Here is a 22,381-nt window from a genome sequence, read left to right as displayed (position 1 = left end):
TGATGGGCGACGTTGAGCCCGCGGTGATGCTACCGGCGGATTGGGAAACCGGACTTTTTCTCGGCCGCATCCAGACTGCCGACGGGCCGAGTCCGATCATCGTTCGGGACGGCGAGGTGCTCGACATGGCGCATGTCGCGCCGACCGTGTCGGCCCTGGTCGAGGCGGGGGACTTCTCCGGCGCGGGCGGCACGTCGCTCGGGCGGTTTGATCCGGCAGTTCACGATCTCCTCAGCCCGGTTGATCTTCAATGCATTAAGGCCTGCGGCGTCACCTTCGCGGTGTCGGCGCTGGAGCGCGTGATCGAAGAGCGTGCGCGCGGCGACTGGGCGGCGGCGGCGGCGATCCGCAGCCGGCTGGAAGAGAGCATGGGCGGGTCGATCCGTGCGGTCGTGCCCGGCTCCCCCGAAGCGGCGGCGCTAAAGGCGGCGCTGATCGAGGACGGCCTGTGGTCGCAATATCTGGAGGTCGCGATCGGCCCCGATGCGGAGGTTTTCACCAAGGCACCGGTACTGGCGACGGTCGGTGCGGGCACGGAGATCGGCATCCGCTCCGATTCGGGCTGGAACAACCCGGAACCGGAGATCGCGCTGCTGGTCGACAGCCGCGGCAACACGGTCGGCGCGATGCTCGGCAACGACGTGAACCTGCGCGATTTCGAGGGGCGGTCGGCGCTGCTGCTTGGCAAGGCCAAGGACAACAATGCGTCCTGCGCACTGGGACCGCTGGTCCGCATCTTCGACAGCAGCTTCACGATCGACGATGTGCGGCAGGCGGAGGTCGGGCTGCGGATCGAGGGGGAGGATGGCTATGTCCTCGAAGGGCGCAGCAACATGGCGGAGATCAGCCGCGATCCGCTGGAGCTGGTGAAGCAAACGCTGAGCGAACACCAGTATCCCGACGGGTTCGTGCTGTTTCTCGGCACGCTGTTCGCGCCGGTGCAGGACCGCGACGAGCCGGGCCGCGGCTTTACGCATAAGGTCGGCGACGTGGTCGCGATCGACAGCACCCGGCTCGGGCGGCTGGAGAACCGCGTCGTCACCTCCGCCGATGCCGCGCCGTGGACGGTCGGGATCGGCGCCTTCTACCGTAACCTCGCCGAACGTGGCCTGCTCGCATGAACCGTGCGGTCTATCCCAGCCTGCGCGACAAGCGCGTCGTCATCACCGGCGGCGCGACTGGCATCGGTGCGGGGCTGGTCGAGGCGTTTGCGGGGCAGGGGGCGCGGGTCGCGTTCCTCGATATCGATGTCGAGGCGGGCGAGGCACTGGCCGCGCGGCTGGACGGCACCATCTTTTCTGGCTGCGACCTGCGCGATCTCGACGCGCTGAAGACGACGCTGGACAGGTTTGCGGCGCAGCTCGGCGGCGTCGACATCCTCATCAACAACGCCGCGCGCGACGACCGTCATAGAATCGAGGAGGTCACGCCCGCCTATTGGGATGAGCGGATGGCGACCAACCTGCGCCACCTGTTCTTCGCGGCACAGGCGGTCGTGCCGGCTATGAAGGCGGCGGGCGGCGGTGCGATCGTCAATTTCGGATCGATCAGCTGGCATCTCGGCCTGCCGGACCTCGTCCTCTACCAGACCGCGAAGGCCGCGATCGAGGGGCTGACGCGCAGTCTGGCGCGCGATCTGGGTCGCGACAACATCCGCGTCACCACGATCGTGCCCGGCAACGTCCAGACGCCGCGGCAGGAGAGATGGTACACGCCGGAGGGCGAGGCGGAGATCGTGGCGGCGCAGTGCCTCGACGGGCGTATCCAGCCGGTCGACGTCGCTGCGCTGGCGCTGTTCCTCGCGTCCGACGACGCGCGGATGTGCACGGGACATGATTATTTCGTCGATGCGGGGTGGCGCTGACATGGTGCAATCGGTCCTGAACGTCGGTGCCACGCTGGGGGAGGGGCCGGTCTGGATCGGTGACCACCTGTGGTTCGTCGATATCAAGGCGCACCGCGTCTATCGCTTCGATCCGAAGACGGGTGAGAGCCGCCACTGGGAAGCGCCCGATCAGGTCGGCTGGGTGTTGCCGGCCGAGGGCGGCGGTATGATCGTCGGCGTCAAGACCGGGCTGCACCGCTTCGATCCGGCGACTGGTAAATTCACGCTGCTCCACGATCCGGAGCCATCGCTGCCCGGCAACCGCCTGAACGATGCGGCGACGGACAGCACCGGTCGCCTGTGGTTCGGCAGCATGGACGATGGCGAGGCGAAGCCGACCGGGCGGCTGTATCGCTGTACCGGTGGCGTGTGCCTCGACACCGGATTGCCGCCGGTGACGATCACCAACGGCCCGGCGATCACCCGCGACGCGCGCACCTTGTATCATACCGATACGGGTGGCCGGACGATCTGGCGCGTGGCGGTCGATGCGGACGGCACGCTGTCGAAGCCGGAGGTGTTCGTCACGATCGAGGACGGCGCCGGCTATCCCGACGGATCGGTCTGCGACGCCGAGGATCACGTCTGGGTCGGCCTGTACGCCGGCCACGGCATCCGCCGTTACGACCCGGCGGGCAAGCTGGTCCAGACGGTGGAGTTCCCGGTCGCGAACGTCACCAAAATGGCGTTCGGCGGGCCGGACCTGCGCACGGCGTACGCGACGACGGCGCGCAAGGGGCTGGATGCCGAGGCGCTGAAAGGTCAGCCGTTGGCAGGCAATGTGTTCGCCTTCGACCCCGGCGTCGCGGGCGTGCCGGTGACACCGGCGAAAATCTAGAACGAAACAACGACAACGAAAAAACAGATCAGGAGCGGGACGGATGACGAGGGACGTGGGCGATCAGCGCGTAAACATCGGCTTTATCGCCGCCATCGTCGCGGTGGCGACGATCGGCGGCTTCATGTTCGGGTATGACTCGGGCGTCATCAACGGCACCCAGAAGGGGCTGGAGGCGGCGTTCGATCTCGGCAAGCTGGGGATCGGCGTCAATGTCGGCGCGATCCTGATCGGGTCGTCGATCGGTGCGTTCGGCGCGGGCCGTCTGGCGGACCGGATCGGTCGGCGCGGCGTGATGATGCTGTCGGCGATCCTGTTCCTCGCCAGCGCGTTGCTGGCTGGTGCGGCGAGCAGCTCCGCGATCTTCATCTTCGCGCGCATCATCGGCGGTCTGGGCGTCGGCGCGGCGAGCGTCATCTCCCCCGTCTACATCTCCGAAGTCACGCCGGCGTCGATCCGGGGGCGGCTGTCGTCGGTACAGCAGGTGATGATCATCTCCGGCCTGACCGGCGCGTTCGTCGCGAACTTCGCGCTGGCGCGCTATGCCGGCGGCTCCACCGCGGACTTCTGGCTGGGGTACGAGGCGTGGCGCTGGATGTTCTGGCTTCAGGCGATTCCGGCCGCGATCTACCTGTGCGCCTTGCTCATCATCCCGGAAAGCCCACGCTATCTCGTTGCCAAGGGTCGCGATGCCGAGGCGCATGTCGTGCTGACGCGCCTGTTTGGATCGGACGAGGCAAACCGCAAGGTCGCCGAGATCCGCGGCTCGCTGGCCGCCGACCACCACAAGCCCAAGCTGTCCGATCTGGTCGACAAGACGACCGGCAAGATTCGCCCGATCCTGTGGGCGGGCATCGGCCTCGCCGTGTTCCAGCAGCTCGTCGGCATCAACGTCGTCTTCTATTACGGCGCGACCCTGTGGGAAGCGGTCGGCTTCACCGAGGACAATGCGCTCCAGATCAACATCCTGTCGGGCGTGCTATCGATCGGCGCATGCCTGTTCACGATCGCGACCGTCGACCGGATCGGCCGCAAGCCGCTGTTGCTGGTCGGATCGGCCGGCATGGCGGTGACGCTGGCGGTGGTCGCCTGGGCGTTCTCCACCGCGGTCACCGATGCGGCGGGGGCGGTCAGCCTGCCGGGTAACAACGGCATCATCGCTCTGGTCGCGGCGAACCTCTACGTCATCTTCTTCAACGCCAGCTGGGGCCCCGTCATGTGGGTGATGCTGGGCGAGATGTTCCCGAACCAGATTCGCGGTTCCGGGCTGGCGGTGTCGGGCTTCGCACAGTGGATCGCGAACGCCGCGATCTCCGTCAGCTTCCCGGCGCTGGCGGTGTCGCCGGGGTTGGCGGTGACGTATTTCGGCTATGCGTTCTTTGCGGCCGTATCGTTCTTCTTCGTGCGGGCGATGGTCAACGAGACGCGCGGTCGCGAGCTGGAGGACATGCAGGGCTGATCCGGATACCGGGCCTGCTGCTGGGCAGGCCCGGTGCTCCTCAGCGGCGGCCGAAGCCGCTGCGGCGGCGGGCGATCATCGGGCGGAAGCGAATACCCAGGCAGATGATCGTCGGCCAGAACAGCGTGTTGACGATGTCGAGCGTGGTGTCCGGCCAGCGCCACGACCCGAATTGCAGCCGGTCCATGATTTCGTTGAAGCCCTCGGCGACGATCACCACCGACAGCGGCACGAAGCTGCCGAGCGAGCGTCGCGTCACGACCCGTGCCAGCATGAGCACCGCCATTCCGGCGTGGATATGCAGGATCGTGTCGGGCAAACCGGTACCGTCACCGATCCAGTCGATGAACTGATGCCAAAGGCCCGGCAGGCTGTGGGGCCCCGGTTGGTCCACCCAGTGAACGGCGTCGCGCGGTGTCATGGGCGCGGACCTAACCGCGTTGCGGTCAAAGCGCCACGTGGCGCGGTGCAAGTCGGCGGATATCGAGCACGTTCACGCCCGCCAGCCGGACCTCTCCCAGCTGCCGGTCGCCGGTTTCCACCAGGATCCCGTCGGCGGTGGAGCGGACCGTGCGCCACATCACTTCGCGCGCGACGAGGCCGCGGCCCAGCCGTTTGACCGCCGCGACGCGCCCGTCGCCGCTGACCGCCAGCGCGCCGCCGCCATCCGCACCGACGACCGCACCGGTCACGGCGAAACCCTGCAACGTCGCTTCGCAGGCTGCGGCGGCATCCTCCGGGCTGCCGATCCGGTTCGGCCGGCGGGTGCGCACGAACAGTACCGCGCCGATCACCAGCGCGATCAACACCCCCGCCGCGGCGACGATCTGGACGGTGCTGACGCTGCCCGCCAAGCCGGCGATCATTCCGCCTTCGGCCCCGACAGCGCGTCGAGCATCGGCCGGATGCCCGACAGGTCGTATCCCGCGCCGGCCGCCTGCGTGGTCAGCAGCCCCGGATCGCGGCCCGCCTTCGCGGCCGCCAGTGCCCACAGATTGCAGCTTCGCGTCCCCGACCGGCAGTAGGCGAGCACGGGGCCGTCCGCCGCCGTCAGTGCCGCCGCCATGGCATCGAGCTGCGGATGGGAGAAGCCGGCGGCCGTCACCGGGATCGCAGTGTAGCCCAGCCCGGCCGCCTCAGCCGCCGCACGCAACGCCTCGCCCGCGGGCTGGCCGGACTCCTCGTCGTCGGGACGGTTGTTGACGATCGCGACATACCCCGCGGCCTTGATCGCGGGAACATCCTCGGGGCGGATCTGGGGGGCGACGGCGAACGCGTCGTTGAGCGGGCGGATCATGGTCTGCTCCTATCGGATCGAAGGGCCGCCGTCAGCCCTTCGTCGACGATATGGCACGCCGCGGCGCGGCGAACATCATTCCGGATCGGGACGGCGACGCGGGGTTGCTGGATTGACGGCAACTTACTTTTGGCGCTTGTAAGGACGACGATCTGGAGGGGGGAAATCTCATGGAAGACGATGACGAGCTCGACATGGCTCCGTCGGGCAACTGGTCCGCGATGAACAGTGTCTTCAAGTATGGCGGCGGCAATACTCTCGACAGTCGTGTTCTACATGGCCATGTTTCCAAGGCCATGGCGGGTTTGTCCGTCGCTACTTCGGCGGTCGGGCAAGCCCATAACCTGACGATGGTCGGGGTTGCCGGCGCTGCCGTCCTGGGAGCCGGGACAGCGGGCGTAGGCCTCGGGGTGGCAGGTATCGCGATGTCGGCGGTCGGTATCGGCACGTCGATCGTATCCGGGATCAAGACCCATGCGCATATCGATGCGCTGGAGGGATTGCAGATGCGCGGCTCCATGAAGCACCATTGCAACTGCAAGACCCGCGACTACGGCGACCAGATGTCGCTCGATCACGACACCATCTTCAACACGGTACTGCCGTACGTCATCGCCAAGAAAAAGGCGAAGCGGGTCAAGAAGGGCTTTGGCGCGACCGGCCTTTCCATGGGCACCAACGTGCATCGGCTGGGGAAGGCAATCTACAAGTCGGTGAAGGGCACCAAGGGCAAGAACCGTAGCTTCTATGCCGAAATCCTCGCGCGCCACGCGGTCACGCACGAATGCGATCTGGTCGCGGGGATCGTGTCGGAACTCTACACGGGTCAGGACTATCTCGCGATCCGCGCCATGAGGTCCGATCAGGCGGCGCTGCTGATCGCGGCGAAGATGAAGTCGGTCTAGGCCGGGCTTTCCCCGCCCCCTTGAGGGCGAGAGGGGAGAGCCTCTCCGCAAAGGGCTTTTTACGGAGAGGCTCTACCGCGACCCGTGAGCCCGCTCCCCGCGGATCACCCGGCGTCGCGGATCACTTGCAGGAACGCATCGCCATAGGCGTCCAGCTTGCGCGCGCCGATGCCTGACAGCAGCGACAGCGCCGCCCGGCTGTTCGGCCGTTGTGCCGCCATATCGCGCAGCGTGGAATCGTGAAAGATCACATAGGGCGGCACCCCCGCCTCCTTCGCCAGATCGCGGCGGCAGGCACGCAGCGCCTCGAAAAGCGGATTATCGGCCGCATTCGCCGCCACGGGTGTACCGCGCCGCCGTCGCTCGCGCTTGGGCGGCACGATGACGGACAGCGCCGCCTCGCCTTTCAGCAGCGGCTTGGCGCCCGGCCCGAACTCCAGCCCGCCATGCGCGTTCGTGCGCAGCGCGTCGCGCAGCAGCAGCGCGCGCACCACCGGCTTGACCAGCGCCGCCTCGTCGGCGGTCGCGATGCCCCACACCGACAGCGCCTCGTGCCCGTTGGTCAGGCTGCGCTCGGTCGACTGGCCGAGCAGCACCTGCTCGATATAGCCCGCGCCGAACAGCTGCCCGGTGCGGAACACCGCCGACAGGAACTTGCGTGCGGTTTCCGTCGCATCGACCGCATCGCTCGACCCCAGGCAATTGTCGCAATTGCCGCAGTCCTCGGTGGGGTTCTCTCCGAAATGCTTCAGCAGGATGCGGCGGCGACAGCCTCCCGTCTCGACCAGAGCGCCCAGCGCGGCGAGGCGGGTCTGCTCGCCCGCCTGACGCTCCGGCTCGACCTCTCCGATCCGCTGGCGGGCGCGGGCGAAATCCTCCGCCCCCCAGAACAGGTGCGCGACCGAGGGATCGCCGTCGCGCCCGGCGCGGCCAGTTTCCTGATAATAGGCCTCGATCGATTTCGGCAGGCCGGCATGCGCGACGAAGCGCACGTCAGGCTTGTCGATCCCCATCCCGAACGCGACCGTGGCACAGATGACCATGTCCTCGCTCGCGACGAAATCCGCCTGGTTGCGCGCGCGGATCGCCGGGTCGAGGCCGGCGTGATAGGCACGTGTCGGCCGGCCGGTGCGCGCCAATTGCTCCGCCAGCTTTTCGGTCGCGGCGCGGGTCTGCGCGTAAACGATGCCGGGGCCGGGATTGGCGGCGATTAGGTCGGCGATCTGCCGCGCAATCGTGTCGCGGGCGGAGATGCTGTAGCGGATATTCGGTCGGTCGAAGCCTGACACGATCATCCCGTCCGTGGGGATGCCGAGCTGCTTGGCGATGTCCGCCCGCGTGTGCGCGTCGGCGGTCGCGGTCAGCGCCAGCCGCGGCACTTCCGGAAACGCCTCCATCAACGGGCCGAGCAGGCGATAGTCCGGGCGGAAGTCGTGCCCCCATTCGCTGACGCAATGCGCTTCGTCGATGGCGAACAGCGACAGCTTTGTCTGCATCAGCAGGTCGCGGAAATGCGTGCCCGACGCCCGCTCCGGCGCGACGTAGAGCAGGTCCAGCTCCCCCGCCTTCAGCCGGGCGATCGTCTCTGCGCGGTTCTCGTCCACCGATGTCAGCGTCGCGGCGCGGATGCCGACAGCCGTCGCGGCCCGCAACTGGTCGTGCATCAGCGCGATCAGCGGCGACACCACGACGCACGTCCCCTCCAGCATGACGGACGGCAGTTGATAGCAGAGCGACTTGCCCGCGCCGGTCGGCATCACCGCCAGCGTCCGCTCACCCGCGAGCACGCGCTCCACCACGTCCGCCTGGACGCCGCGAAACGCGGGGAAGCCGAAAACCTTGCTGAGAATGGGGAGGGGATCGAGCATCGTCGTCGGCGCATGTAGCGACGCTGGGCCACTGGGTCGAGGTTTCCGGCCGGCTTTCCGCTGCGGGTTGAACCCGGTACGGCAGAGGGGCATCTAGTCCGCATGAACGAAGTACGCGACAACCGGGCCGAACAGGAATTCACGCTGGAGGTGGACGGCGAGCGCGCCGTCGCCGCCTATCAACTCTATGGCGACGAGATCGTCTTCACCCACACCGTCGTGTCCCCCGCGATCGAGGGACGCGGCGTCGGCAGCCGCCTGATCCGCGTCGCGCTCGACAGCGCCCGCGACCGGGGGCTGAAGGTCGTGCCGCAGTGTCCGTTCGTCGCGGATTTCATCCGCAAGCATCCGGGCTATCGGGATCTGTTGGCGTAAGGCGGCCCACGATCAGAGCGCCAGCGCCCCCTGTCGGTGGCGCAGCGCAGCCATCCGATCGGTCAGCCGCATCTTCTGCTCGGCCTTCTCGCGTGCCGTCGCGGACATCATGTCTACCAGCCGTTCCAGACCGTCGATGTCGACGACTTTCACGAATTCCTTGTTCTTGTTGACGAAGACCACCGATGTCTTGTCCTGACCAAGCAATTCGATGACGTTGGACAGGGTACCCGTGCTTCGCGAGTCCCAGATCATCAGCCCGTAATCCGCTGACTCCGCCATCGCGATGTCCTTGGCCGTGAACCAGCGCCGGGTGCCGGACGGTGCATCCGGATAGATGTGCTCGACCGGCCATTCGCCAACGTTGTTGCGCGGTGCGTCGCCGCTGCAAAAGACCGTCACCGCCCGTGCGCCGCGGTCCGCCAGCACGCGCTGGATCGCGGTGTCCGCACCGTCCGCGTCGCCGACGACGATCGCCAGGTCGCGTTCGACGGCCTTTCCAATCCGCTCGCAGATCGCCGGATGCAGCCGGCTGATGGCGATCGATCCGGCGATGAATACGGTTTCGCGTTTCGGCATCGTCATCTCCAAGTCAGCACCGCGGCGTAGATTTTGCCAATCTTTCCCGATCTCCTCAACGCCGTGCAAGCCGCATCGAGAGACGCTCCGGAGTGGATCAGATCGTCGACCAGCAGGATGTCGAACGGCCCGGGTCCCACACCAGCGGCATTCGTCGAGAACGCGGCGGTGAGAACGGCATCCTTCTCCTGACGGGTGTTGAGGTTCTTGATCTGCGATGTCGAACTTTTTAGCAGGAAGCCAGCGTTCACCGGGCGGCCAGTTGCTTGCCCACCTCAACGGCCAGTTCCGTCACCGGCTGGCGTGGCCGCACGTTCGATGCGGCCATCGGAACGATGAAGTCAATCTTCCCGAAGGACCTTTTGACGCCGCGTGAGAGTTCGATCGCCAGCGGTACGATGTTGCCCCATTGTAACTTGTACTTCAGCAAGTACAAAGCTTCGCCAACATCCGTGCGGAGCGTCTCGTATTGAGGATGCCCGTGTTCGTTCGTGCCGACATGGGTGCTAGACACCGAATGCTTGTCGAGAACGAACCCCTTGTCCCAGTTGCCGGTAATCGTCTTCGGGTTGATCTTCATGCCTTCTCCCTCTCGGGATCAGGATGATGGCCGGTCCGACCACGCTCAAATCGAAGCTGCTCCGTTTCGGAGCTATTACTCGGCCGCCAGCGCCTCGTCGCGCTCGCGGGCCTGACGTGCCCACATCTCCGCGTACAGCCCGCCGCGCCGCAGCAGTTCGGCGTGCGTGCCGCGCTCCGCCACCCGGCCACGGTCGAGCACCGCGATCTGGTCGGCGTCGACCACCGTCGACAGGCGGTGCGCGATGACGATGGTCGTACGACCACGCTCCACCGCCTCCAGCGTCGCGAGGATGTCCGCTTCGGTGCGGCTGTCGAGCGCGCTGGTCGCTTCGTCCAGGATCAGGATCGGCGGGTTCTTCAGCAGCGTGCGGGCAATCGCCACGCGCTGTTTCTCGCCACCCGACAGCTTCAGGCCGCGCTCGCCCACTCGGGTGTCGTAGCCGTCCGGCTGGCGTTCGATGAAGCCGGCGATCGCCGCGCCCTCGGCGGCGCGCGCGACCTCGTCCGGGCCGGCACCCTCGCGGCCATAGGCGATATTGTAGCCGATCGTGTCGTTGAACAATACGGTGTCCTGCGGCACGATGCCGATCGCCGCACGCAAGGACGCCTGAGTCACCGCGGCGATATCCTGACCGTCGATCGTGATTCGCCCGGTGCCGACATCGTAGAACCGGTACAAGAGCCGCGCGAGCGTGGACTTGCCCGCGCCCGAGGGGCCGACCACCGCCAGCGTCGTGCCGGCGGGGACGTCGATGTCGAGGCCGTCGAGGATCGGCCGCCCCTTGTCATAGCCGAAGCCGACCCCCTCGAACCGGACATGCCCGCGCGCCACGTTCAGCGGCGTCGCGTCGGGCGCGTCGGTCACGTCGGCGGGCGTATCGACCAGTGCGAACATGCTCGCCATGTCGATCACGCCCTGACGGATCGTGCGATAGACCATGCCGAGCAGGTCGAGCGGGCGGAACAGCTGCGCCAGCAGCGTCGACACGAACACCACGTCGCCGGCCGAGAACGCGCCCCGGCTCCAGCCCCAGGCGACATAGGCCATGCCGCCGCCTAGCATCAGGTTGGTGATGAGCGCCTGACCGATATTAAGCCACGCCAGCGAGTTTTCGGACTTCGTAGCGGCCTTGGCATAGGCGTCGACGGCACGCTCGTACCGGCGCGCCTCGCGCTCTTCCGCGCCGAAATACTTCACCGTCTCGAAGTTCAGCAGCGAGTCGACCGCGTGTGCGACCGCGCCGGTGTCGAGGTCGTTCATCTGCGTGCGCAGCGCGTTGCGCCAGTCGGTGACGACGCGCGTGAACCAGATATAGACGACGACCATCGCCACCGTCGCCGCGACCAGCCACGGGCCGAAGCTGTACCAGAAGATGCCGAGCACCAGTGCCAGTTCGAGGATCGTCGGCGCAATGTTGAACAGGATGAAGTACAGCATCGTGTCGATGCTCTTCGTCCCGCGCTCGACCACCTTGGTGACCGCGCCGGTGCGGCGTTCGAGGTGGAAGCGTAGCGACAGCGCGTGCAGATGCCGGAACACATCCGCCGCCAGCCGCCGCGTCGCGTCCTGCCCGACGCGCTCGAACACAGCATTGCGCAGATTGTCGAACAGCGTCGTGGAAAAGCGGGATGCGGCGTAGGCGATGACCAGCAGGATGACGATCGTCGCCAATCCCCGGTCGCCGACTGCCATCCGATCGACCGCGTATTTCAGAGTATAGGCGGCACCGAACACCTGCACCAGCTTGGAGCAGACGACGAGCAGCATCGCGCCGACGATGCGCGCACGCAGCATCGGCTCCCCCGCCGGCCACAGATACGGCAGGAAACGGCGGAGGGTGGGGATCAGCGGCTGGTCTGAACTGGCGGTCGGAGCGGAGGGCGGCATTGCGTCCGTATGTCGTGCGCCCGAGCCTCGCGCGCAACTCCCCGGGCGTTAACCATCATGTCAAGCGCCGTCCGACCTTCGATGGAACCCGTTCGCCGCATCATCGGTTGAATAGGACAGGATGGGAGACGCGTAATGACTCCGATGTTCTTCGTAATGGCGATCCTTGGCTGCGGTGACGGTCACACCGAGTGCACCGAGGCGCGCATCGTGCCGTCCCGCTATGCGACAATGGCGCAGTGCCGTGCCGCGTTGCCCTACCAGCTCGCCCGCAACACCGACGTGCCCTTCCCGATGATCGGTGCCGACTGCCGCCGCTCGGGTGCGCAAATCGTCAAGACCGACGCCCGGACGCCCAAGGGTTGATCAGCCCCCCGACGCCGTCCGCCACGCCGCGGCAATCTCATCCAGCGTGTCGGCAGTGTCCCGGAATGGCTGCGGATCATGGCCGATCGACGCGTTGACGATCGTCCGCCGCGCACCGGCATACATCCGCGCCAGCGTCTTCGACACGTCGCCGCCCCGTTCGAAATCCAGCCCAGATTCCAGCGCGAACAGGATCGCGGTCGCGCGGGTCACGCGGTCGCTCTTGACCCGGTACTGCTGCTGTTCGGCGGCATAGGCAGCGGCGCGCAACGCGGCGACTAGCTCACTGTACAGCAATTGCACGAGGGCAGGGCCGGTCGCCGCCTGCGCCGTACGGCCGGCGGCGTCGATCTCGCGGTATGTGGACCAAGGGTCGCGGAGCAGGGTGGAAGCATAGGCCATTTCAGCTGCTCTTGTTCCAGGCGGCGATTTGGTTGGTCATGAACGCCTGCGTCGCCTTGTAGGCGGCGACGCGCGCATCCATCGCGGCATACTGCTTGGTCAGGCGGTCCGACGCGGCAGTCGAAAGATCGCTGATCTTGGATTGCGCCGTGCTCAGGTCCGTTTGTTGCTTGGTGTATCGGGTCGCCGCCGCATCCAGTCCGCCGGTCTTGTTCGTCAGCCGCGTCGCGATGGCGGAGAATGCCGCGGCCAGGCCGCCGCCGCTCGCCCCGGTTCCGTCCGCGAACAGCGCCTCGACCCCCGCCGGATCGGCGAGCATCGCCCTGTTCAGGCGGGCGGTGTCGACGCTCAGCGAACCGTCGCGATTGGTCGACACGCCGATATCGGCCAGCGTCTGCGGCCCGTTCGTGGTCGATGTCGCCAGCTTCGTCGTGGTCAGCGTCGACAGCGAGCGCGCGATGGCGGTCGCGCTGCTGTCGTTCTTCAGCGTGCCGGTGTTGATGTTGGTTTCGTCGCGAACCATGCTCAACAGCTGGTTGAACGTCTCGACGAAGTCGCTGAGGCCCTGGCTGATCGCGCTGGTCGGCGCACTGGCCCCGAGCGTCACGGGTGTCGAGGAGGTGGAAACCAGGTTCAGCTTCACCCCGTCGATCAGGTCGTCGATCGTGTTGCTCGGCCGGCTGAACCGCGCGCCGTCCATCACCACGACGGCATTCTTCGCGGTAGTGCCGACCGTCGCGCCGCCCGAACCGCCGCCGACGCCCAGCGTCGTGAGGTCGGCCTGCGCACCGTCGGTGCTGGTCTGGTCCACGGCAATCTCGAACGCCTGATCGGCTCCTGATGCGCCCTTGATCGTCAGGCGCTGGCCGGTGCCGTCATTGACGAGTTGCGTCTGGAGGCCGGTGTCCTTCGTGATCTGCTTGGCAATGTCGGCCAGCGTCGCGCCATCGGCGACCGTGATATCGACCGTCCTGCTCGGCGCCAGCGTACCGGATGCGTCGTAGGCGCCGATCGCGACGGTCAACTTGCCGCCCTTGAACCCCTGCGTCGCGGCGACCGGCGTATTGGTGGTGGCGGCCTGCGCCTGCGCCAGCGTTTCGACGGTGATGCTCGCGGACAGTTTCGGGGACACCGCGCCGCCGGTCTTGGTCGTGGCGGTCAGGATGCTGCTGTTGGAGCTTTGCGGCGCGGTCGCCAGCGTGCCGCCTTTCACCAGCGACTTCAGCGCGCTGTCGAAGCCGCTGACGGCGCTCTTCAGCTTCGCCACGCCGCTGATCTGCGCGGTCAGCGTCTCGCTCTTGCTGGTCAGTTGCGCGGTCTTGGCGGCGAACTGTGCCTGCACCAGGCTGGCGACCAGCGCCTTGGTATCGACGCCGGTGCCGACGCCCAGCGAACTGGCGAGGGAGGCGGTGGCGCTCGTGCCGCTGGTCGCTGTCGTCGTGGCCATCTGCCGCTCCTTCGTTCATTCCGGTAAACGACCGATGACCGGTCGGCTTTAGGATTGTTTGTTGCCGTGCTCGTCGAAACGGGCGCTCGGCGGCACATCGATCCGTGGTTGCGGTGCACCCCCCGCCGCCGCGTTCAGGCCGAAGACGAAGGCGAGCACGGCGGCGATCGCGACATACAGGTCGTCGCGCACCTCCTGCCCCTCGCGGCTGGTATAATAGACGGCGCGGGCGAGCGCCGGATATTCCAGGATCGGCACCTGCGCGGTGCCGGCGAACTCGCGGATCGCCAGCGCCAGTGCGCCGCGACCTTTGGCGACCACCACCGGCACCTGATCGCGCCCCCGGTCGTAGCGGAGGGCGACCGCGAAGTGGGTCGGGTTGGTCAGGATGACGTGCGCCTCCGCCACTGCGGCCCGCGCGCCGCCGGACAGCATCGCACGCTGGCGCGCGCGCATATGGCCCTTCGCTTCCGCATTGCCCTCGCTATCCTTGTGCTCGTCCTTGATCTCCTGCTTCGTCATCTTCAGCTTGCTCAGCCGCTGGATGATCTGGATCGGGATATCGATGCCGGCGATTGCGAAAAGGCCCAGCGCCATCGCGATCAGGATGCCGGTGAAGGTACCCCCGACCTGACCCAGCGCGTCCTGAAGGTTGGACGACGACAGCCCCAGCGTCGACCTGGACGCCTTCATCAGCATGTAGCCGCCGATGCTGCCGAGCAGGATGACCTTGAGCAGCGATTTGCCCAATTCGATCCAGCCATTCATGCCGAAGATGCGCTTCAGGCCGGCGGCGGGGCTGATGCGGCTGAATTTGGGAGCCATCAGCGCGCCGTTGAAGCCGACATGGCCCAGCATCATGCCGCTGACGATTGCCGCGGCGACGCTGACCGCGAACAGCGACGCCATCGGCATCGCCAGCCGCCAGCCGGCCTCGGCCAGCGGTCGCCAGGGCGAGAATTCCTCGACATCGCCGCGCCCGAACTGGAAGCTGGCGGCCATCACCTCCTTGCAGGCAGCGAGCAGGGCGGGGCCCATGAACACCACCCACGCGACGCCGGCCAGCACGACGAACGCGGTCGCCAGATCGCGGGAGCGCAGGACGTTGCCGTCCTCGACCGCCTTTTCCTGGCGGCGTTGGGTTGGGGCTTCTGTCTTTTCGCCGCCCTCCGACATCAGCCGAGCACCAGCGTCTGCACCGCGCCCAGGCTCTCGGAGATGATGATGAGCATGTAGTCGCCCATCGCCGGGAAGGCGATCGCCAGCGCGATAACGCCGACCGCGAGGCTGGCGGGCATGCCGACGGAGAACAGGTTGAGGGCCGGGGCCGCGCGGCTCATCATGCCGACGACGATGTTGAGGCAGAGCAGCAGGAACCCGACGGGCAACGCCAGCAACAGCCCGGCGAGGAACGCATAGCCGCCGAAGAACGCGATCGCCTTGATCTTCTCCGCACCCAGCCATGCCTGACCGGGGGGTAGCGCGTCATAGCTCTTCACCAGCATGTCGACGAGCACCAGATGCCCGTCCAGCGACAGGAACAACAGCGTCAGCATGACGGAGAAGAACTGGCCCAGCGCCGGCGTCGACTTGCCGTTCTGCGGATCGATCGAGGAGGCGAAGCCGATGCCCATCGATCCGCCGATGATCTCGCTCGCGATCAGCGGTCCGGCGAACGCGACCTGAAGGATGAAGCCCATCGAGAACCCGACCAGCGCCTCGGCCGCGACCGAGACGAAGGTGGTGACGGAAAAGACGGAGGGCGGCGGCACGATCGGATGCGCGGCGAGGACGAGGATGCCGATCGCGCCGGTCAGCGACACGCGCACCACCAGCGGCAACGCCACCGCGCCGAACACGGGGGCCGCGATGAACGCAGCCCCGATCCGCACCATGACGAAGATCAGCGCCCAGAGCTGCGGCTCGATGGCGAGGCCGAATCCTAGCACGGCGCGGCCTGCGAGAGCGCGCACGTTGCGCGCCACGCGGGCAAGCCCGGCCGGCGTCGGCAGGGCCGAGGACCGACGGCGCGGCTTTGCCGCGGCGCTACAACGCTGTGGACGGGAGGCCCGCCGCGGCAAAGCCGCGTCGTCGGACGGGTGCTGCGCCCCGCCGGCCGGGCTTCCACCCCGGCGTGCGCCGGACGCGCGGGCGTGGCCGCGCTGGCGCTGCGCCTCACTTCACCAGATCCGGGATGCGCTCGAACATCGCGACGGTGAAGTCGCTGAGCAGGCCGAGGATCAGGCTGCCGAAGATCAGGATCGACACCGCCACCACGACCAGCTTGGGCACGAAGGTCAGCGTCTGTTCGTTGATCGACGTCGCCGCCTGCACCATGCCCAGAATCAGGCCCGCGAGCAGCGCCGGCACCAGAATGGGCGCGCTGGCCAGCGCCAGCACCCACATCGTCTGGTTCGCGATCGTGAGGAAGTAATCGGCGTCCATGTCTCGGCGGTCCGCAATCACGAGGGTTGTTCAGGCGCTCCCCAGAAGGGGAGGAGGAGTGGCTAGACCGCGAACGAGTTCGCCAGACTGCCCATCGTCAGTGCCCAGCCATCGACCAGCACGAACAGCAGCAGTTTGAACGGCAGCGAGATGATCGTCGGCGACAGCATCGCCATGCCCAGCGCCATCAGCACGGTCGCCACGACGAGATCGATGACGATGAAGGGCAGGAAGACGAGGAACCCGATCTGGAACGCGGTCTTCAGTTCCGACGTGATGTAGGCGGGCAGCAGGATCGCGAACGGGATGTCCTTGGGGCTGGCAAACGGACCCGCCTTCGCCATGCCGGCGAACATCGTCACGTCCTTGACCCGCGTCTGCTTCGTCATGAAGTCGTGCAGCGGCGCACCGGCGGTCTGGATCATCTGCGTGCCGGCAAGCTGCCCGGCGGCATAGGGCTGGATCGCGGTCGTGTTGATCTGCGAGATCGTCGGCGCCATCACGAACAGCGACAGGAAGAGCGACAGGCCGACGAGCACCTGATTGGGCGGAGTCTGTTGAAGCCCTAACGCCTGACGCAGGACCGACAGGACGATGATGATCCGCGTGAAGCTGGTCATCATCAACAGGATGCCGGGTAGGATCGTCAGCAGGCCCATGATGATGAGCACTTGCAGCGACAGCGACAGCGGGGCCGACTGGCCCTGCTGGCCGCCGAGCTGGCCGAGCGCGCGGTCGACGGCGTCGCCGACACCCGGAGCGGGCGCTGCGGCCGGGGCGGCGGCCGGCGCCGCCTGTGCCAGCGCCGGGGCCGACACGATCATCGCCAGCAGGATCGCGAGCACGATCCACAACAGCGTCCCGCGCGGGGCCTTCAGCGAAACCGCGAGGCTCACCGGATCGCTCCCGTCCTGATCGGGGCCGGAACGGTCTGGGCGGCGTCGATCTTGTCGACCAATGTCACGCCACCGCGCGCGACCGAGACGAGCAGGTTCCTGCCTTCGAACTCCAGCACCGCGAGGCGCACGCCGGGGGAGATCATCATCGTCTCCCTGACCGCGATCAGCCGCGTGGCGGACTTGCCGGGCATCCGCGTCTCCAGCTTGCGCCAGAGATAGAGGCAGCCGATCATCAGGCCGCAGACCAGCGGCAGCAGGACGACCAGTTTCAGGATATAGGACCAGAGCATCGTGGATCAGCCGCGCTTGTCGGGGGAAACCAGTTCGGTCATCCGAACGCCGAACCGATCGCCGACCGTCACGACTTCGCCGCGTCCGATCAGCGTGCCGTTGACGAACACGTCGAGCAGCTCGTTGGCCTGACGATCGAGCTCGATGACGCTGCCTTCGCCCAGCGCGAGCAGTTCGCGCAGCGTCAGGTTGGTCGAACCGATCTCCACGGTGAGCTTCACGTCGACGTCCTGAAGCAGCCGGAAATTGGCGGCGACGGCGCTGTCGACGGGGAAGCCGCCGGTCATGTCGTTCATTGGTCGGATCCTTCGGGAAAGGCGAGGCTGGTGAGGCGGATGGCGGCGCGGCCGTTGGACGTGCCGACGGTGCCGCAGCCGAGACGGTCGCGGCCGACCATCACGGGAACGTCGGCGTTGATCGAGATCGGGATGACGTCGCCGGGCTTCAGGTCCATCAGCTTCGTCAGCGCCACCACCGGCTCGGCGAGCACGGAGCGAACGGGAAAGCGAACGGCCATGGTCGCGCGGGTCAGGTTGTTGCGCCAGACGGGATCGGGCTCGGCCTTGTCGAGCACCTTGCCGGTCAGCGTCGCACCGTGCGGCTTCAGCGCCGCGACGGGGTACAGGATGTCGACGAACTGCGGCTGCGCGTCGCCCGCGGCGATGCCGAAACGGGTGACGATGACGGCGTCGTCTGGATCGATGTCGGCATTCGCCTCGGTCCGCTCCGCCTGGAACGCGACGCGGGTCAGGGGTTCCCACGCGGCGGCGAGCGGCGTGGCGATCGCGCGCGCGATCCGTTGTGCCATCGCTTCCGCGGCCGGAGAGAATTCGGTCGGCAGCGGCTGCGAGACTGCGCCCGATCCGCCGAAGAACAGGTCGAGCAGTTCGAGCACGAACCGCCCCTCGGCCACGCACCACGCCTTGCCGCCGTTCGCGCCGGCCGACGGAGACATGGAGAGCGGAGCCCAGGCGGTCAGCGCGTCGCCGCGCTCCACCCGGTAGTCGCCGAACCGCTGGACGCTGAGCGGCTCCGCCCAGCAGCGGATTTCCTGGCGCAGCAGCTGCTCCCAGACCGGGCGCAGCGTACGTGCCAGCCGCGCCGACAGATGTTGCAGCGTATTGAGGTCGCCGAACGGATTCAGCTTCGCCGCGCCCAGCACCGTCTCCCGCGCGGGCTCGCGCTCGCGGGTGCGTCGATCGGATGTTGGCGGGGCGTTAACCATGCCTCACTGAACAACGAAACTGGTAAAGTAAACGTTACGAATGCCTCCAAATCCCTCTTTTTGCTCCAGCGTGTCGTTGATTGCCTTCACCAGTTTGGCTTGAAGCTGGCGCTTCCCCTCGGTGCTGAAAACCTGTTCCTCGGTGGTGTCGCCCAGCGCCATCAGGATCGCCGAGCGTACCGCGATGTCGTTGGTCTTCAGGTTGGTGATGACCTTGTCGTCATAGGGCGTCGACACCGCGACGCCGACCTGGACGAAGTGCACCGAATCACGAAGGTTGGAGGTGAAATCCTTCTCCATCGCGAAATAATTGGACGCGAACTTCTCGCCGCCCTCGCCTTCGGGCGTGGGCTTGCCGGCATGCGCGGTTGACGCGCCTTCCTCGCCTTCGCCGCCGCCGTGGCCGCCGCCTTCACCCCCCTCGGCACCCTCGCCGGCCTGCTTCTGCTCGCTTTTCGGGACGAGCTTGGGCTTGTCCGGGTCTTCATGCTCCGCCTTCGCGTCGTGACTGCCGCCGATCATGCCAGATTGCGCCGCATAGACGCCCGCGCCGACGCCGCCGCCGACCAGCACCAACAGGCCGACGACTCCGATCAACAGCTTCTTCTTGCCGCCCTTCTTCTTGGCGGGCGCGGCGTCTTCCTTGGCTTCGCTCATGGTTCGAACTCCCGAAAATTATGCGATGCGGCCGTCGCCGGTTTCGTCGGCACTGGTCGTCGCGGTGAAACTGTTCCGGCGCACCGGCTGGGCGGGGGACTGATGGGGCTGTTGCTGCTGGCGCTGCTGGCTTTGCCCCGCATCGGTACCGACGGAGGTCTGCCCCAGCTTCAGGCCGCGCGCTTCCGCGGCTTCCGCAAGTCGCGGCTGCGCCTCCTGAAGCAAGGCGCGCGTCTGCGGCTGATCGGCGGCGAAATGGACGTGCAGCGTGTCGCCGTCCTGCCGCACGCCGATGTCGATCCCGCCGAGCGCGTCGGGCACCAGCCGGATGCGGGTGTCGGCGGCGTTCGCGGCATCCGCGACGGCATCGCGCAACGCCTCGATATGCGCGACCATCGCATGCGGCCATCGCTGGTCCGTCATGTCCAGGCTGGGCTGGTTGCCCGCCTGGGTCGCGGCCACCGCCAGCCGCTCGGCCGGCGCGGTCGTCGCTGCAAGCGCCTCGCTGCCGAGCGTCAGGATGCGATCCTCGCGCTCGCTGCGCTGCGCCGCCAGCTTGGCGGCACCGAAGACGACGCCGGCGGCGGCTGTGGTGCCGACCGGCGCGGGCGACAGATAGGGCGCTGAAGCCGACCGCACGGTGTCGGCGCGGGTCTCGATCGCAGGCTTGTCGATCGTACGAGCGGCGACCGGTACCTCTGCTACCGTCACGGGTGCGGTGACGAGCGGAGGAGCGGCCGCAGCCGGCGCCGCCGCGATCATGGGCGCGACGCCGGTGGTGATCGGCGGGACCTGAAGCGGTGAAGCCGCCGGTGTCGGTGCCGGCGTAGCCGAAGGTGCGGGGATTGCAGCGGGCGGTGTTGCGAGGACTGGTGCCTCATCGCGCGCTCTAGCGGGTGCCGGGCGAGATGTGGCGACGGTGATCGTTGCAGGCGCGGTGATCGTGGCGTTCATCGCAGCCGCCATTGTTGCGACCTCGTCGCGCGGCGGCGTCGGTGCGACGCCGGCGGGCGCCTTTGGTGCAGGCTGCTGGACCAGGGCGCCGGCGATCGGGACTGCCGCCGCCAGTGCGACGATCGGCGGCGAGACGGGTAGCATGTGGGCTTCGGACGTGGCGGGATTCACGGCATTCTCGGCAGGTGCCGCAACCGTGCTCGGTTTCGCCGCATCGACCGGCAAAGGTGCTGCGTCTACCGGCGCATATTCCACGATCGGAAGCGATCGCGGGAGCGTCATCGTCGGTGATGCGTCGAGAGCGACGGATATCTGCTCGGTCGCCGGTGGCTTGACCACGACGGAGTCGGCGGTTGCCGGTGACGAAGCAGCAGGCGCTGCGACCGGCTTGGACGGGGGCACAGGCATCCCGGCGGGCCGCAGCTGCGCGGTCGCAGCCCTATCCTGCTTGACGCCCACGTGGCTCGATACGTCGATCGGCGCGCTGGCCGAGGCGAAAGGCGGCGCAACCTCGGTGACGGGCAGGGTCGCTGGCGACATGTCCGTCGGGGTCGGCGTCGGCGTCGGTGTCAGGGTCGGCAAGACGGGGGCGGACGATACGATCGGCGCGGCGATGTCGGCGCCGACGGGCGCCGGGTCGCTCGGTGGCGCTTCGGTCGGTCCCCCGGAGTCGGCATCGACAGGCGACGTGCCTGGCTTCGACGGCGGCGGCGTATGCGCCGCCGCGACAGCAGCGGCCGCGACCGGGAGGTCATCCTCCTCCTGTTTCACGGGCATGTCGACATCGACATAGATGATCTCGACCGGCAGCGGGAATTCCTCCGCGACGGTGGGCCGCGGCGCGGAGACGGGCGGGGTGAGGATGGTGGGCGGCACGAACGGCTTGCCACTCGCCGGCGGCATGAGCGGTGGCGTGAGAATGTCGGGCAGGATCGCTGGCGTATCCGCCTGCGGCTGCGGGGCTGCGGTCGGAGCCTCGATCGGTACGGCAGTCGGCGGCGTCAAGATGACAGGTGCAACGGCGGGAGCACCGGCGACCGGTGGGGAGGCAGGGTTTGCCGGCGCTGGCGCGGGCGGCGTGTCCGATCGCGGAGCCTTGACGGGCAGCGGGACCTTCGGTGTCGGCATCAGCACCGGTCGCGGATCGCCTGGCGCAACCGGCTTCAAACCCAGCGGCTTGTCGATGATCAGCCCGCACGAGATGGGTTCGTCGTCTGCTGCGTCCGATGTGGGCTGCGGCATCGACGAGGTCAGGGCCACGGGCAGACTTCCGCGTGGCGAAGCGTCGCCTGCGGGCGGCAGTGCCGGCGATACGCCCGGCATCGGCAAGCCCTTGCCGGTCGCGGCATTCGGCTGCCGATCGTCGGCCGATCCGGCGACCATCATTGCGGGGAGGTTCGGCATCGACGCGCCGGGCGTCACGTCGCCGCCCACGTCGATGCCCGGCAGCGTGAACACACCGCCCCCGTTCACCGCGACCGGCGCACCGGGAGCGGCAGCGCCCGGCGAAACGGCGAGGCGGAGCGTGGCGGCAGTGGACTGGATCATGACGTGGCAGTGTCCCGAACTATTCAGGACCCGATCAGCAAGGACCGTGCCGTTTTCCCCGCGGGATGCCCGGCGCGTCTTCCAGCGCGCGCATTTCCTTCATCGTGGCGGCTTGGCGCGCGCGCTCCATCAGCTTCTCGACGGCGCTCTGATCTCGCTTCGCAGCGCGCGTGGCCTCCGTCGCGGCATCGGCGCGGCGCTCGGCCATCTCGACACGCGTAAAAGCGGCGTCGGCGGTCTTTTGCAGGCGCTCGCGGTAATAGGCGGCGGCGGACAGGCTGTGCGCGCCCGTCGCCTGCGTCGTCGGGGCGACCGCGTCGACCAGTGCGGAGATACGCTGCGTCAGTTGATGCTCGCTCGCGAGCGCTTCTGCATGCCGGACCTCGTCCGCGCGCGCCAGCCCGAGCTGGAGCGTGCGGACCCGGTGCAGCCGCGCCAGCATCTTCGACTTGTCGGCGCTCATGCGTCAGG

At 67.6% G+C, this 22,381-nt stretch carries 27 protein-coding genes; 7 read left to right on the top strand and 20 right to left on the bottom strand.

Annotated features, from left to right (window positions below):
* Positions 1–2: 2 nt before the first annotated feature.
* From AC0CH8_RS00775 to AC0CH8_RS00760, 4 genes are read left to right on the top strand one after another with little or no spacing between them, the layout of a single operon-like run.
* Positions 3–1,121: a fumarylacetoacetate hydrolase family protein gene (locus AC0CH8_RS00775; RefSeq protein ID WP_465238710.1), complete on the top strand. Its 1,119-nt coding sequence runs from the start codon at positions 3–5 to the stop codon at positions 1,119–1,121.
* Positions 1,118–1,864 carry an SDR family NAD(P)-dependent oxidoreductase gene (locus AC0CH8_RS00770; protein ID WP_465238271.1) on the top strand — a complete coding sequence of 249 codons (747 nt, stop codon included), beginning with the start codon at positions 1,118–1,120 and terminating at the stop codon, positions 1,862–1,864. The genes AC0CH8_RS00775 and AC0CH8_RS00770 overlap by 4 nt, the downstream gene beginning before the upstream one ends.
* A 1-nt stretch (position 1,865) precedes the next feature.
* Complete coding sequence (locus AC0CH8_RS00765; protein ID WP_465238270.1) at positions 1,866–2,723, top strand: SMP-30/gluconolactonase/LRE family protein; 858 nt, start codon at positions 1,866–1,868, stop codon at positions 2,721–2,723.
* 43 nt (positions 2,724–2,766) lie between these two features.
* The gene (locus AC0CH8_RS00760) at positions 2,767–4,182 is read left to right on the top strand and encodes a sugar porter family MFS transporter (RefSeq protein ID WP_465238269.1); all 1,416 of its coding nucleotides are present in this window, start codon (positions 2,767–2,769) and stop codon (positions 4,180–4,182) included.
* A 40-nt stretch (positions 4,183–4,222) separates the two neighbouring features.
* On the opposite strand, the gene AC0CH8_RS00755 is transcribed toward AC0CH8_RS00760, so the two are convergent.
* From AC0CH8_RS00755 to AC0CH8_RS00745, 3 genes are read right to left on the bottom strand one after another with little or no spacing between them, the layout of a single operon-like run.
* Positions 4,223–4,603, bottom strand: coding sequence for a hypothetical protein (locus AC0CH8_RS00755; RefSeq protein WP_465238268.1), 381 nt, complete (start codon positions 4,601–4,603; stop codon positions 4,223–4,225).
* A 25-nt stretch (positions 4,604–4,628) separates the two neighbouring features.
* Entirely contained in the window at positions 4,629–5,048 is a 420-nt protein-coding gene (locus AC0CH8_RS00750; RefSeq protein ID WP_465238267.1) for a hypothetical protein, read from the bottom strand.
* Positions 5,045–5,479 carry a protein tyrosine phosphatase family protein gene (locus tag AC0CH8_RS00745; RefSeq protein WP_465238266.1) on the bottom strand — a complete coding sequence of 145 codons (435 nt, stop codon included), beginning with the start codon at positions 5,477–5,479 and terminating at the stop codon, positions 5,045–5,047. Before AC0CH8_RS00745 ends, AC0CH8_RS00750 begins: the two co-directional genes overlap by 4 nt.
* Before the next feature lie 170 nt (positions 5,480–5,649).
* Here AC0CH8_RS00745 and AC0CH8_RS00740 point away from each other — a divergent pair, with 170 nt between their 5' ends.
* The gene (locus AC0CH8_RS00740; protein WP_465238265.1) at positions 5,650–6,384 is read left to right on the top strand and encodes a hypothetical protein; all 735 of its coding nucleotides are present in this window, start codon (positions 5,650–5,652) and stop codon (positions 6,382–6,384) included.
* A gap of 104 nt (positions 6,385–6,488) precedes the next feature.
* Here AC0CH8_RS00740 and recQ read toward each other — a convergent pair whose 3' ends face one another.
* Positions 6,489–8,252, bottom strand: coding sequence for a DNA helicase RecQ (gene recQ, locus AC0CH8_RS00735; RefSeq protein WP_465238264.1), 1,764 nt, complete (start codon positions 8,250–8,252; stop codon positions 6,489–6,491).
* A 102-nt stretch (positions 8,253–8,354) separates the two neighbouring features.
* On the opposite strand from recQ, the gene AC0CH8_RS00730 reads away from it, so the two are divergent.
* Positions 8,355–8,627: a GNAT family N-acetyltransferase gene (locus AC0CH8_RS00730; protein WP_465238263.1), complete on the top strand. Its 273-nt coding sequence runs from the start codon at positions 8,355–8,357 to the stop codon at positions 8,625–8,627.
* A gap of 12 nt (positions 8,628–8,639) precedes the next feature.
* Here AC0CH8_RS00730 and AC0CH8_RS00725 read toward each other — a convergent pair whose 3' ends face one another.
* The 4 genes from AC0CH8_RS00725 to AC0CH8_RS00710 form a co-directional block, all read right to left on the bottom strand.
* Complete coding sequence (locus AC0CH8_RS00725) at positions 8,640–9,206, bottom strand: hypothetical protein (protein ID WP_465238262.1); 567 nt, start codon at positions 9,204–9,206, stop codon at positions 8,640–8,642.
* Positions 9,207–9,208: 2 nt separating this feature from the next.
* Positions 9,209–9,457 (bottom strand): hypothetical protein, encoded by a 249-nt coding sequence (locus AC0CH8_RS00720; protein ID WP_465238261.1) that lies wholly within the window; start codon positions 9,455–9,457, stop codon positions 9,209–9,211.
* Positions 9,454–9,786: a hypothetical protein gene (locus AC0CH8_RS00715; protein ID WP_465238260.1), complete on the bottom strand. Its 333-nt coding sequence runs from the start codon at positions 9,784–9,786 to the stop codon at positions 9,454–9,456. The genes AC0CH8_RS00720 and AC0CH8_RS00715 overlap by 4 nt, the downstream gene beginning before the upstream one ends.
* A 75-nt stretch (positions 9,787–9,861) precedes the next feature.
* Entirely contained in the window at positions 9,862–11,676 is a 1,815-nt protein-coding gene (locus AC0CH8_RS00710) for an ABCB family ABC transporter ATP-binding protein/permease (protein ID WP_465238259.1), read from the bottom strand.
* 135 nt (positions 11,677–11,811) lie between these two features.
* Here AC0CH8_RS00710 and AC0CH8_RS00705 point away from each other — a divergent pair, with 135 nt between their 5' ends.
* Positions 11,812–12,042: a hypothetical protein gene (locus AC0CH8_RS00705; RefSeq protein ID WP_465238258.1), complete on the top strand. Its 231-nt coding sequence runs from the start codon at positions 11,812–11,814 to the stop codon at positions 12,040–12,042.
* Here the strand turns inward: AC0CH8_RS00705 and AC0CH8_RS00700 are convergent, their stop codons facing one another.
* From AC0CH8_RS00700 to AC0CH8_RS00645, 12 genes are all read right to left on the bottom strand, one after another.
* Positions 12,043–12,444, bottom strand: a complete 402-nt coding sequence (locus AC0CH8_RS00700) for a flagellar protein FliS (RefSeq protein ID WP_204200213.1) — start codon at positions 12,442–12,444, stop codon at positions 12,043–12,045.
* Position 12,445: 1 nt separating this feature from the next.
* Positions 12,446–13,891, bottom strand: a complete 1,446-nt coding sequence (gene fliD / locus AC0CH8_RS00695; protein WP_465238257.1) for a flagellar filament capping protein FliD — start codon at positions 13,889–13,891, stop codon at positions 12,446–12,448.
* Positions 13,892–13,939: 48 nt separating this feature from the next.
* Positions 13,940–15,067 carry an EscU/YscU/HrcU family type III secretion system export apparatus switch protein gene (locus AC0CH8_RS00690; protein WP_465238256.1) on the bottom strand — a complete coding sequence of 376 codons (1,128 nt, stop codon included), beginning with the start codon at positions 15,065–15,067 and terminating at the stop codon, positions 13,940–13,942.
* On the bottom strand, positions 15,067–15,840 hold the full coding sequence (gene fliR, locus AC0CH8_RS00685) for a flagellar biosynthetic protein FliR (protein ID WP_465238709.1): 774 nt from the start codon (positions 15,838–15,840) through the stop codon (positions 15,067–15,069). The genes AC0CH8_RS00690 and fliR overlap by 1 nt, the downstream gene beginning before the upstream one ends.
* Before the next feature lie 226 nt (positions 15,841–16,066).
* The gene (gene fliQ / locus AC0CH8_RS00680) at positions 16,067–16,336 is read right to left on the bottom strand and encodes a flagellar biosynthesis protein FliQ (protein WP_204200217.1); all 270 of its coding nucleotides are present in this window, start codon (positions 16,334–16,336) and stop codon (positions 16,067–16,069) included.
* 62 nt (positions 16,337–16,398) lie between these two features.
* Positions 16,399–17,160 carry a flagellar type III secretion system pore protein FliP gene (fliP, locus tag AC0CH8_RS00675; RefSeq protein WP_204200382.1) on the bottom strand — a complete coding sequence of 254 codons (762 nt, stop codon included), beginning with the start codon at positions 17,158–17,160 and terminating at the stop codon, positions 16,399–16,401.
* Positions 17,161–17,228: 68 nt separating this feature from the next.
* Positions 17,229–17,525: a flagellar biosynthetic protein FliO gene (locus AC0CH8_RS00670; RefSeq protein ID WP_465238255.1), complete on the bottom strand. Its 297-nt coding sequence runs from the start codon at positions 17,523–17,525 to the stop codon at positions 17,229–17,231.
* A gap of 6 nt (positions 17,526–17,531) precedes the next feature.
* Positions 17,532–17,822: a flagellar motor switch protein FliN gene (fliN, locus tag AC0CH8_RS00665; RefSeq protein WP_055846664.1), complete on the bottom strand. Its 291-nt coding sequence runs from the start codon at positions 17,820–17,822 to the stop codon at positions 17,532–17,534.
* A complete protein-coding gene (locus AC0CH8_RS00660) occupies positions 17,819–18,751 on the bottom strand; it encodes a flagellar motor switch protein FliM (RefSeq protein ID WP_465238254.1) in 933 nt (310 codons plus the stop codon). Before AC0CH8_RS00660 ends, fliN begins: the two co-directional genes overlap by 4 nt.
* 3 nt (positions 18,752–18,754) lie before the next feature.
* The gene (locus AC0CH8_RS00655) at positions 18,755–19,408 is read right to left on the bottom strand and encodes a flagellar basal body-associated FliL family protein (RefSeq protein ID WP_204200220.1); all 654 of its coding nucleotides are present in this window, start codon (positions 19,406–19,408) and stop codon (positions 18,755–18,757) included.
* 18 nt (positions 19,409–19,426) lie between these two features.
* Positions 19,427–21,910 (bottom strand): flagellar hook-length control protein FliK, encoded by a 2,484-nt coding sequence (locus AC0CH8_RS00650; protein WP_465238253.1) that lies wholly within the window; start codon positions 21,908–21,910, stop codon positions 19,427–19,429.
* Positions 21,911–21,944: 34 nt separating this feature from the next.
* Complete coding sequence (locus AC0CH8_RS00645) at positions 21,945–22,373, bottom strand: hypothetical protein (RefSeq protein ID WP_204200222.1); 429 nt, start codon at positions 22,371–22,373, stop codon at positions 21,945–21,947.
* Positions 22,374–22,381: the final 8 nt, after the last annotated feature.

Source organism: Sphingomonas sp. AC435 (assembly GCF_979253005.1).
This window is presented reverse-complemented; position numbering and strand designations above follow the sequence as displayed.

What these genes read in the sequence shown, in the direction of transcription:
- AC0CH8_RS00775 (WP_465238710.1), top strand. Translation starts at nt 3, where the DNA reads ATGGGCGACGTTGAGCCCGCGGTGATGCTACCGGCGGATTGGGAAACC.
- AC0CH8_RS00770 (WP_465238271.1), top strand. Translation starts at nt 1,118, where the DNA reads ATGAACCGTGCGGTCTATCCCAGCCTGCGCGACAAGCGCGTCGTCATC.
- AC0CH8_RS00765 (WP_465238270.1), top strand. Translation starts at nt 1,866, where the DNA reads ATGGTGCAATCGGTCCTGAACGTCGGTGCCACGCTGGGGGAGGGGCCG.
- AC0CH8_RS00760 (WP_465238269.1), top strand. Translation starts at nt 2,767, where the DNA reads ATGACGAGGGACGTGGGCGATCAGCGCGTAAACATCGGCTTTATCGCC.
- AC0CH8_RS00755 (WP_465238268.1), bottom strand. Translation starts at nt 4,603, where the DNA reads ATGACACCGCGCGACGCCGTTCACTGGGTGGACCAACCGGGGCCCCAC.
- AC0CH8_RS00750 (WP_465238267.1), bottom strand. Translation starts at nt 5,048, where the DNA reads ATGATCGCCGGCTTGGCGGGCAGCGTCAGCACCGTCCAGATCGTCGCC.
- AC0CH8_RS00745 (WP_465238266.1), bottom strand. Translation starts at nt 5,479, where the DNA reads ATGATCCGCCCGCTCAACGACGCGTTCGCCGTCGCCCCCCAGATCCGC.
- AC0CH8_RS00740 (WP_465238265.1), top strand. Translation starts at nt 5,650, where the DNA reads ATGGAAGACGATGACGAGCTCGACATGGCTCCGTCGGGCAACTGGTCC.
- recQ (WP_465238264.1), bottom strand. Translation starts at nt 8,252, where the DNA reads ATGCTCGATCCCCTCCCCATTCTCAGCAAGGTTTTCGGCTTCCCCGCG.
- AC0CH8_RS00730 (WP_465238263.1), top strand. Translation starts at nt 8,355, where the DNA reads ATGAACGAAGTACGCGACAACCGGGCCGAACAGGAATTCACGCTGGAG.
- AC0CH8_RS00725 (WP_465238262.1), bottom strand. Translation starts at nt 9,206, where the DNA reads ATGCCGAAACGCGAAACCGTATTCATCGCCGGATCGATCGCCATCAGC.
- AC0CH8_RS00715 (WP_465238260.1), bottom strand. Translation starts at nt 9,786, where the DNA reads ATGAAGATCAACCCGAAGACGATTACCGGCAACTGGGACAAGGGGTTC.
- AC0CH8_RS00710 (WP_465238259.1), bottom strand. Translation starts at nt 11,676, where the DNA reads ATGCCGCCCTCCGCTCCGACCGCCAGTTCAGACCAGCCGCTGATCCCC.
- AC0CH8_RS00705 (WP_465238258.1), top strand. Translation starts at nt 11,812, where the DNA reads ATGACTCCGATGTTCTTCGTAATGGCGATCCTTGGCTGCGGTGACGGT.
- AC0CH8_RS00700 (WP_204200213.1), bottom strand. Translation starts at nt 12,444, where the DNA reads ATGGCCTATGCTTCCACCCTGCTCCGCGACCCTTGGTCCACATACCGC.
- fliD (WP_465238257.1), bottom strand. Translation starts at nt 13,891, where the DNA reads ATGGCCACGACGACAGCGACCAGCGGCACGAGCGCCACCGCCTCCCTC.
- AC0CH8_RS00690 (WP_465238256.1), bottom strand. Translation starts at nt 15,067, where the DNA reads ATGTCGGAGGGCGGCGAAAAGACAGAAGCCCCAACCCAACGCCGCCAG.
- fliQ (WP_204200217.1), bottom strand. Translation starts at nt 16,336, where the DNA reads ATGGACGCCGATTACTTCCTCACGATCGCGAACCAGACGATGTGGGTG.
- fliP (WP_204200382.1), bottom strand. Translation starts at nt 17,160, where the DNA reads ATGATCGTGTCGGCCCCGGCGCTGGCACAGGCGGCGCCGGCCGCCGCC.
- AC0CH8_RS00670 (WP_465238255.1), bottom strand. Translation starts at nt 17,525, where the DNA reads ATGCTCTGGTCCTATATCCTGAAACTGGTCGTCCTGCTGCCGCTGGTC.
- fliN (WP_055846664.1), bottom strand. Translation starts at nt 17,822, where the DNA reads ATGAACGACATGACCGGCGGCTTCCCCGTCGACAGCGCCGTCGCCGCC.
- AC0CH8_RS00660 (WP_465238254.1), bottom strand. Translation starts at nt 18,751, where the DNA reads ATGGTTAACGCCCCGCCAACATCCGATCGACGCACCCGCGAGCGCGAG.
- AC0CH8_RS00655 (WP_204200220.1), bottom strand. Translation starts at nt 19,408, where the DNA reads ATGAGCGAAGCCAAGGAAGACGCCGCGCCCGCCAAGAAGAAGGGCGGC.
- AC0CH8_RS00650 (WP_465238253.1), bottom strand. Translation starts at nt 21,910, where the DNA reads ATGATCCAGTCCACTGCCGCCACGCTCCGCCTCGCCGTTTCGCCGGGC.
- AC0CH8_RS00645 (WP_204200222.1), bottom strand. Translation starts at nt 22,373, where the DNA reads ATGAGCGCCGACAAGTCGAAGATGCTGGCGCGGCTGCACCGGGTCCGC.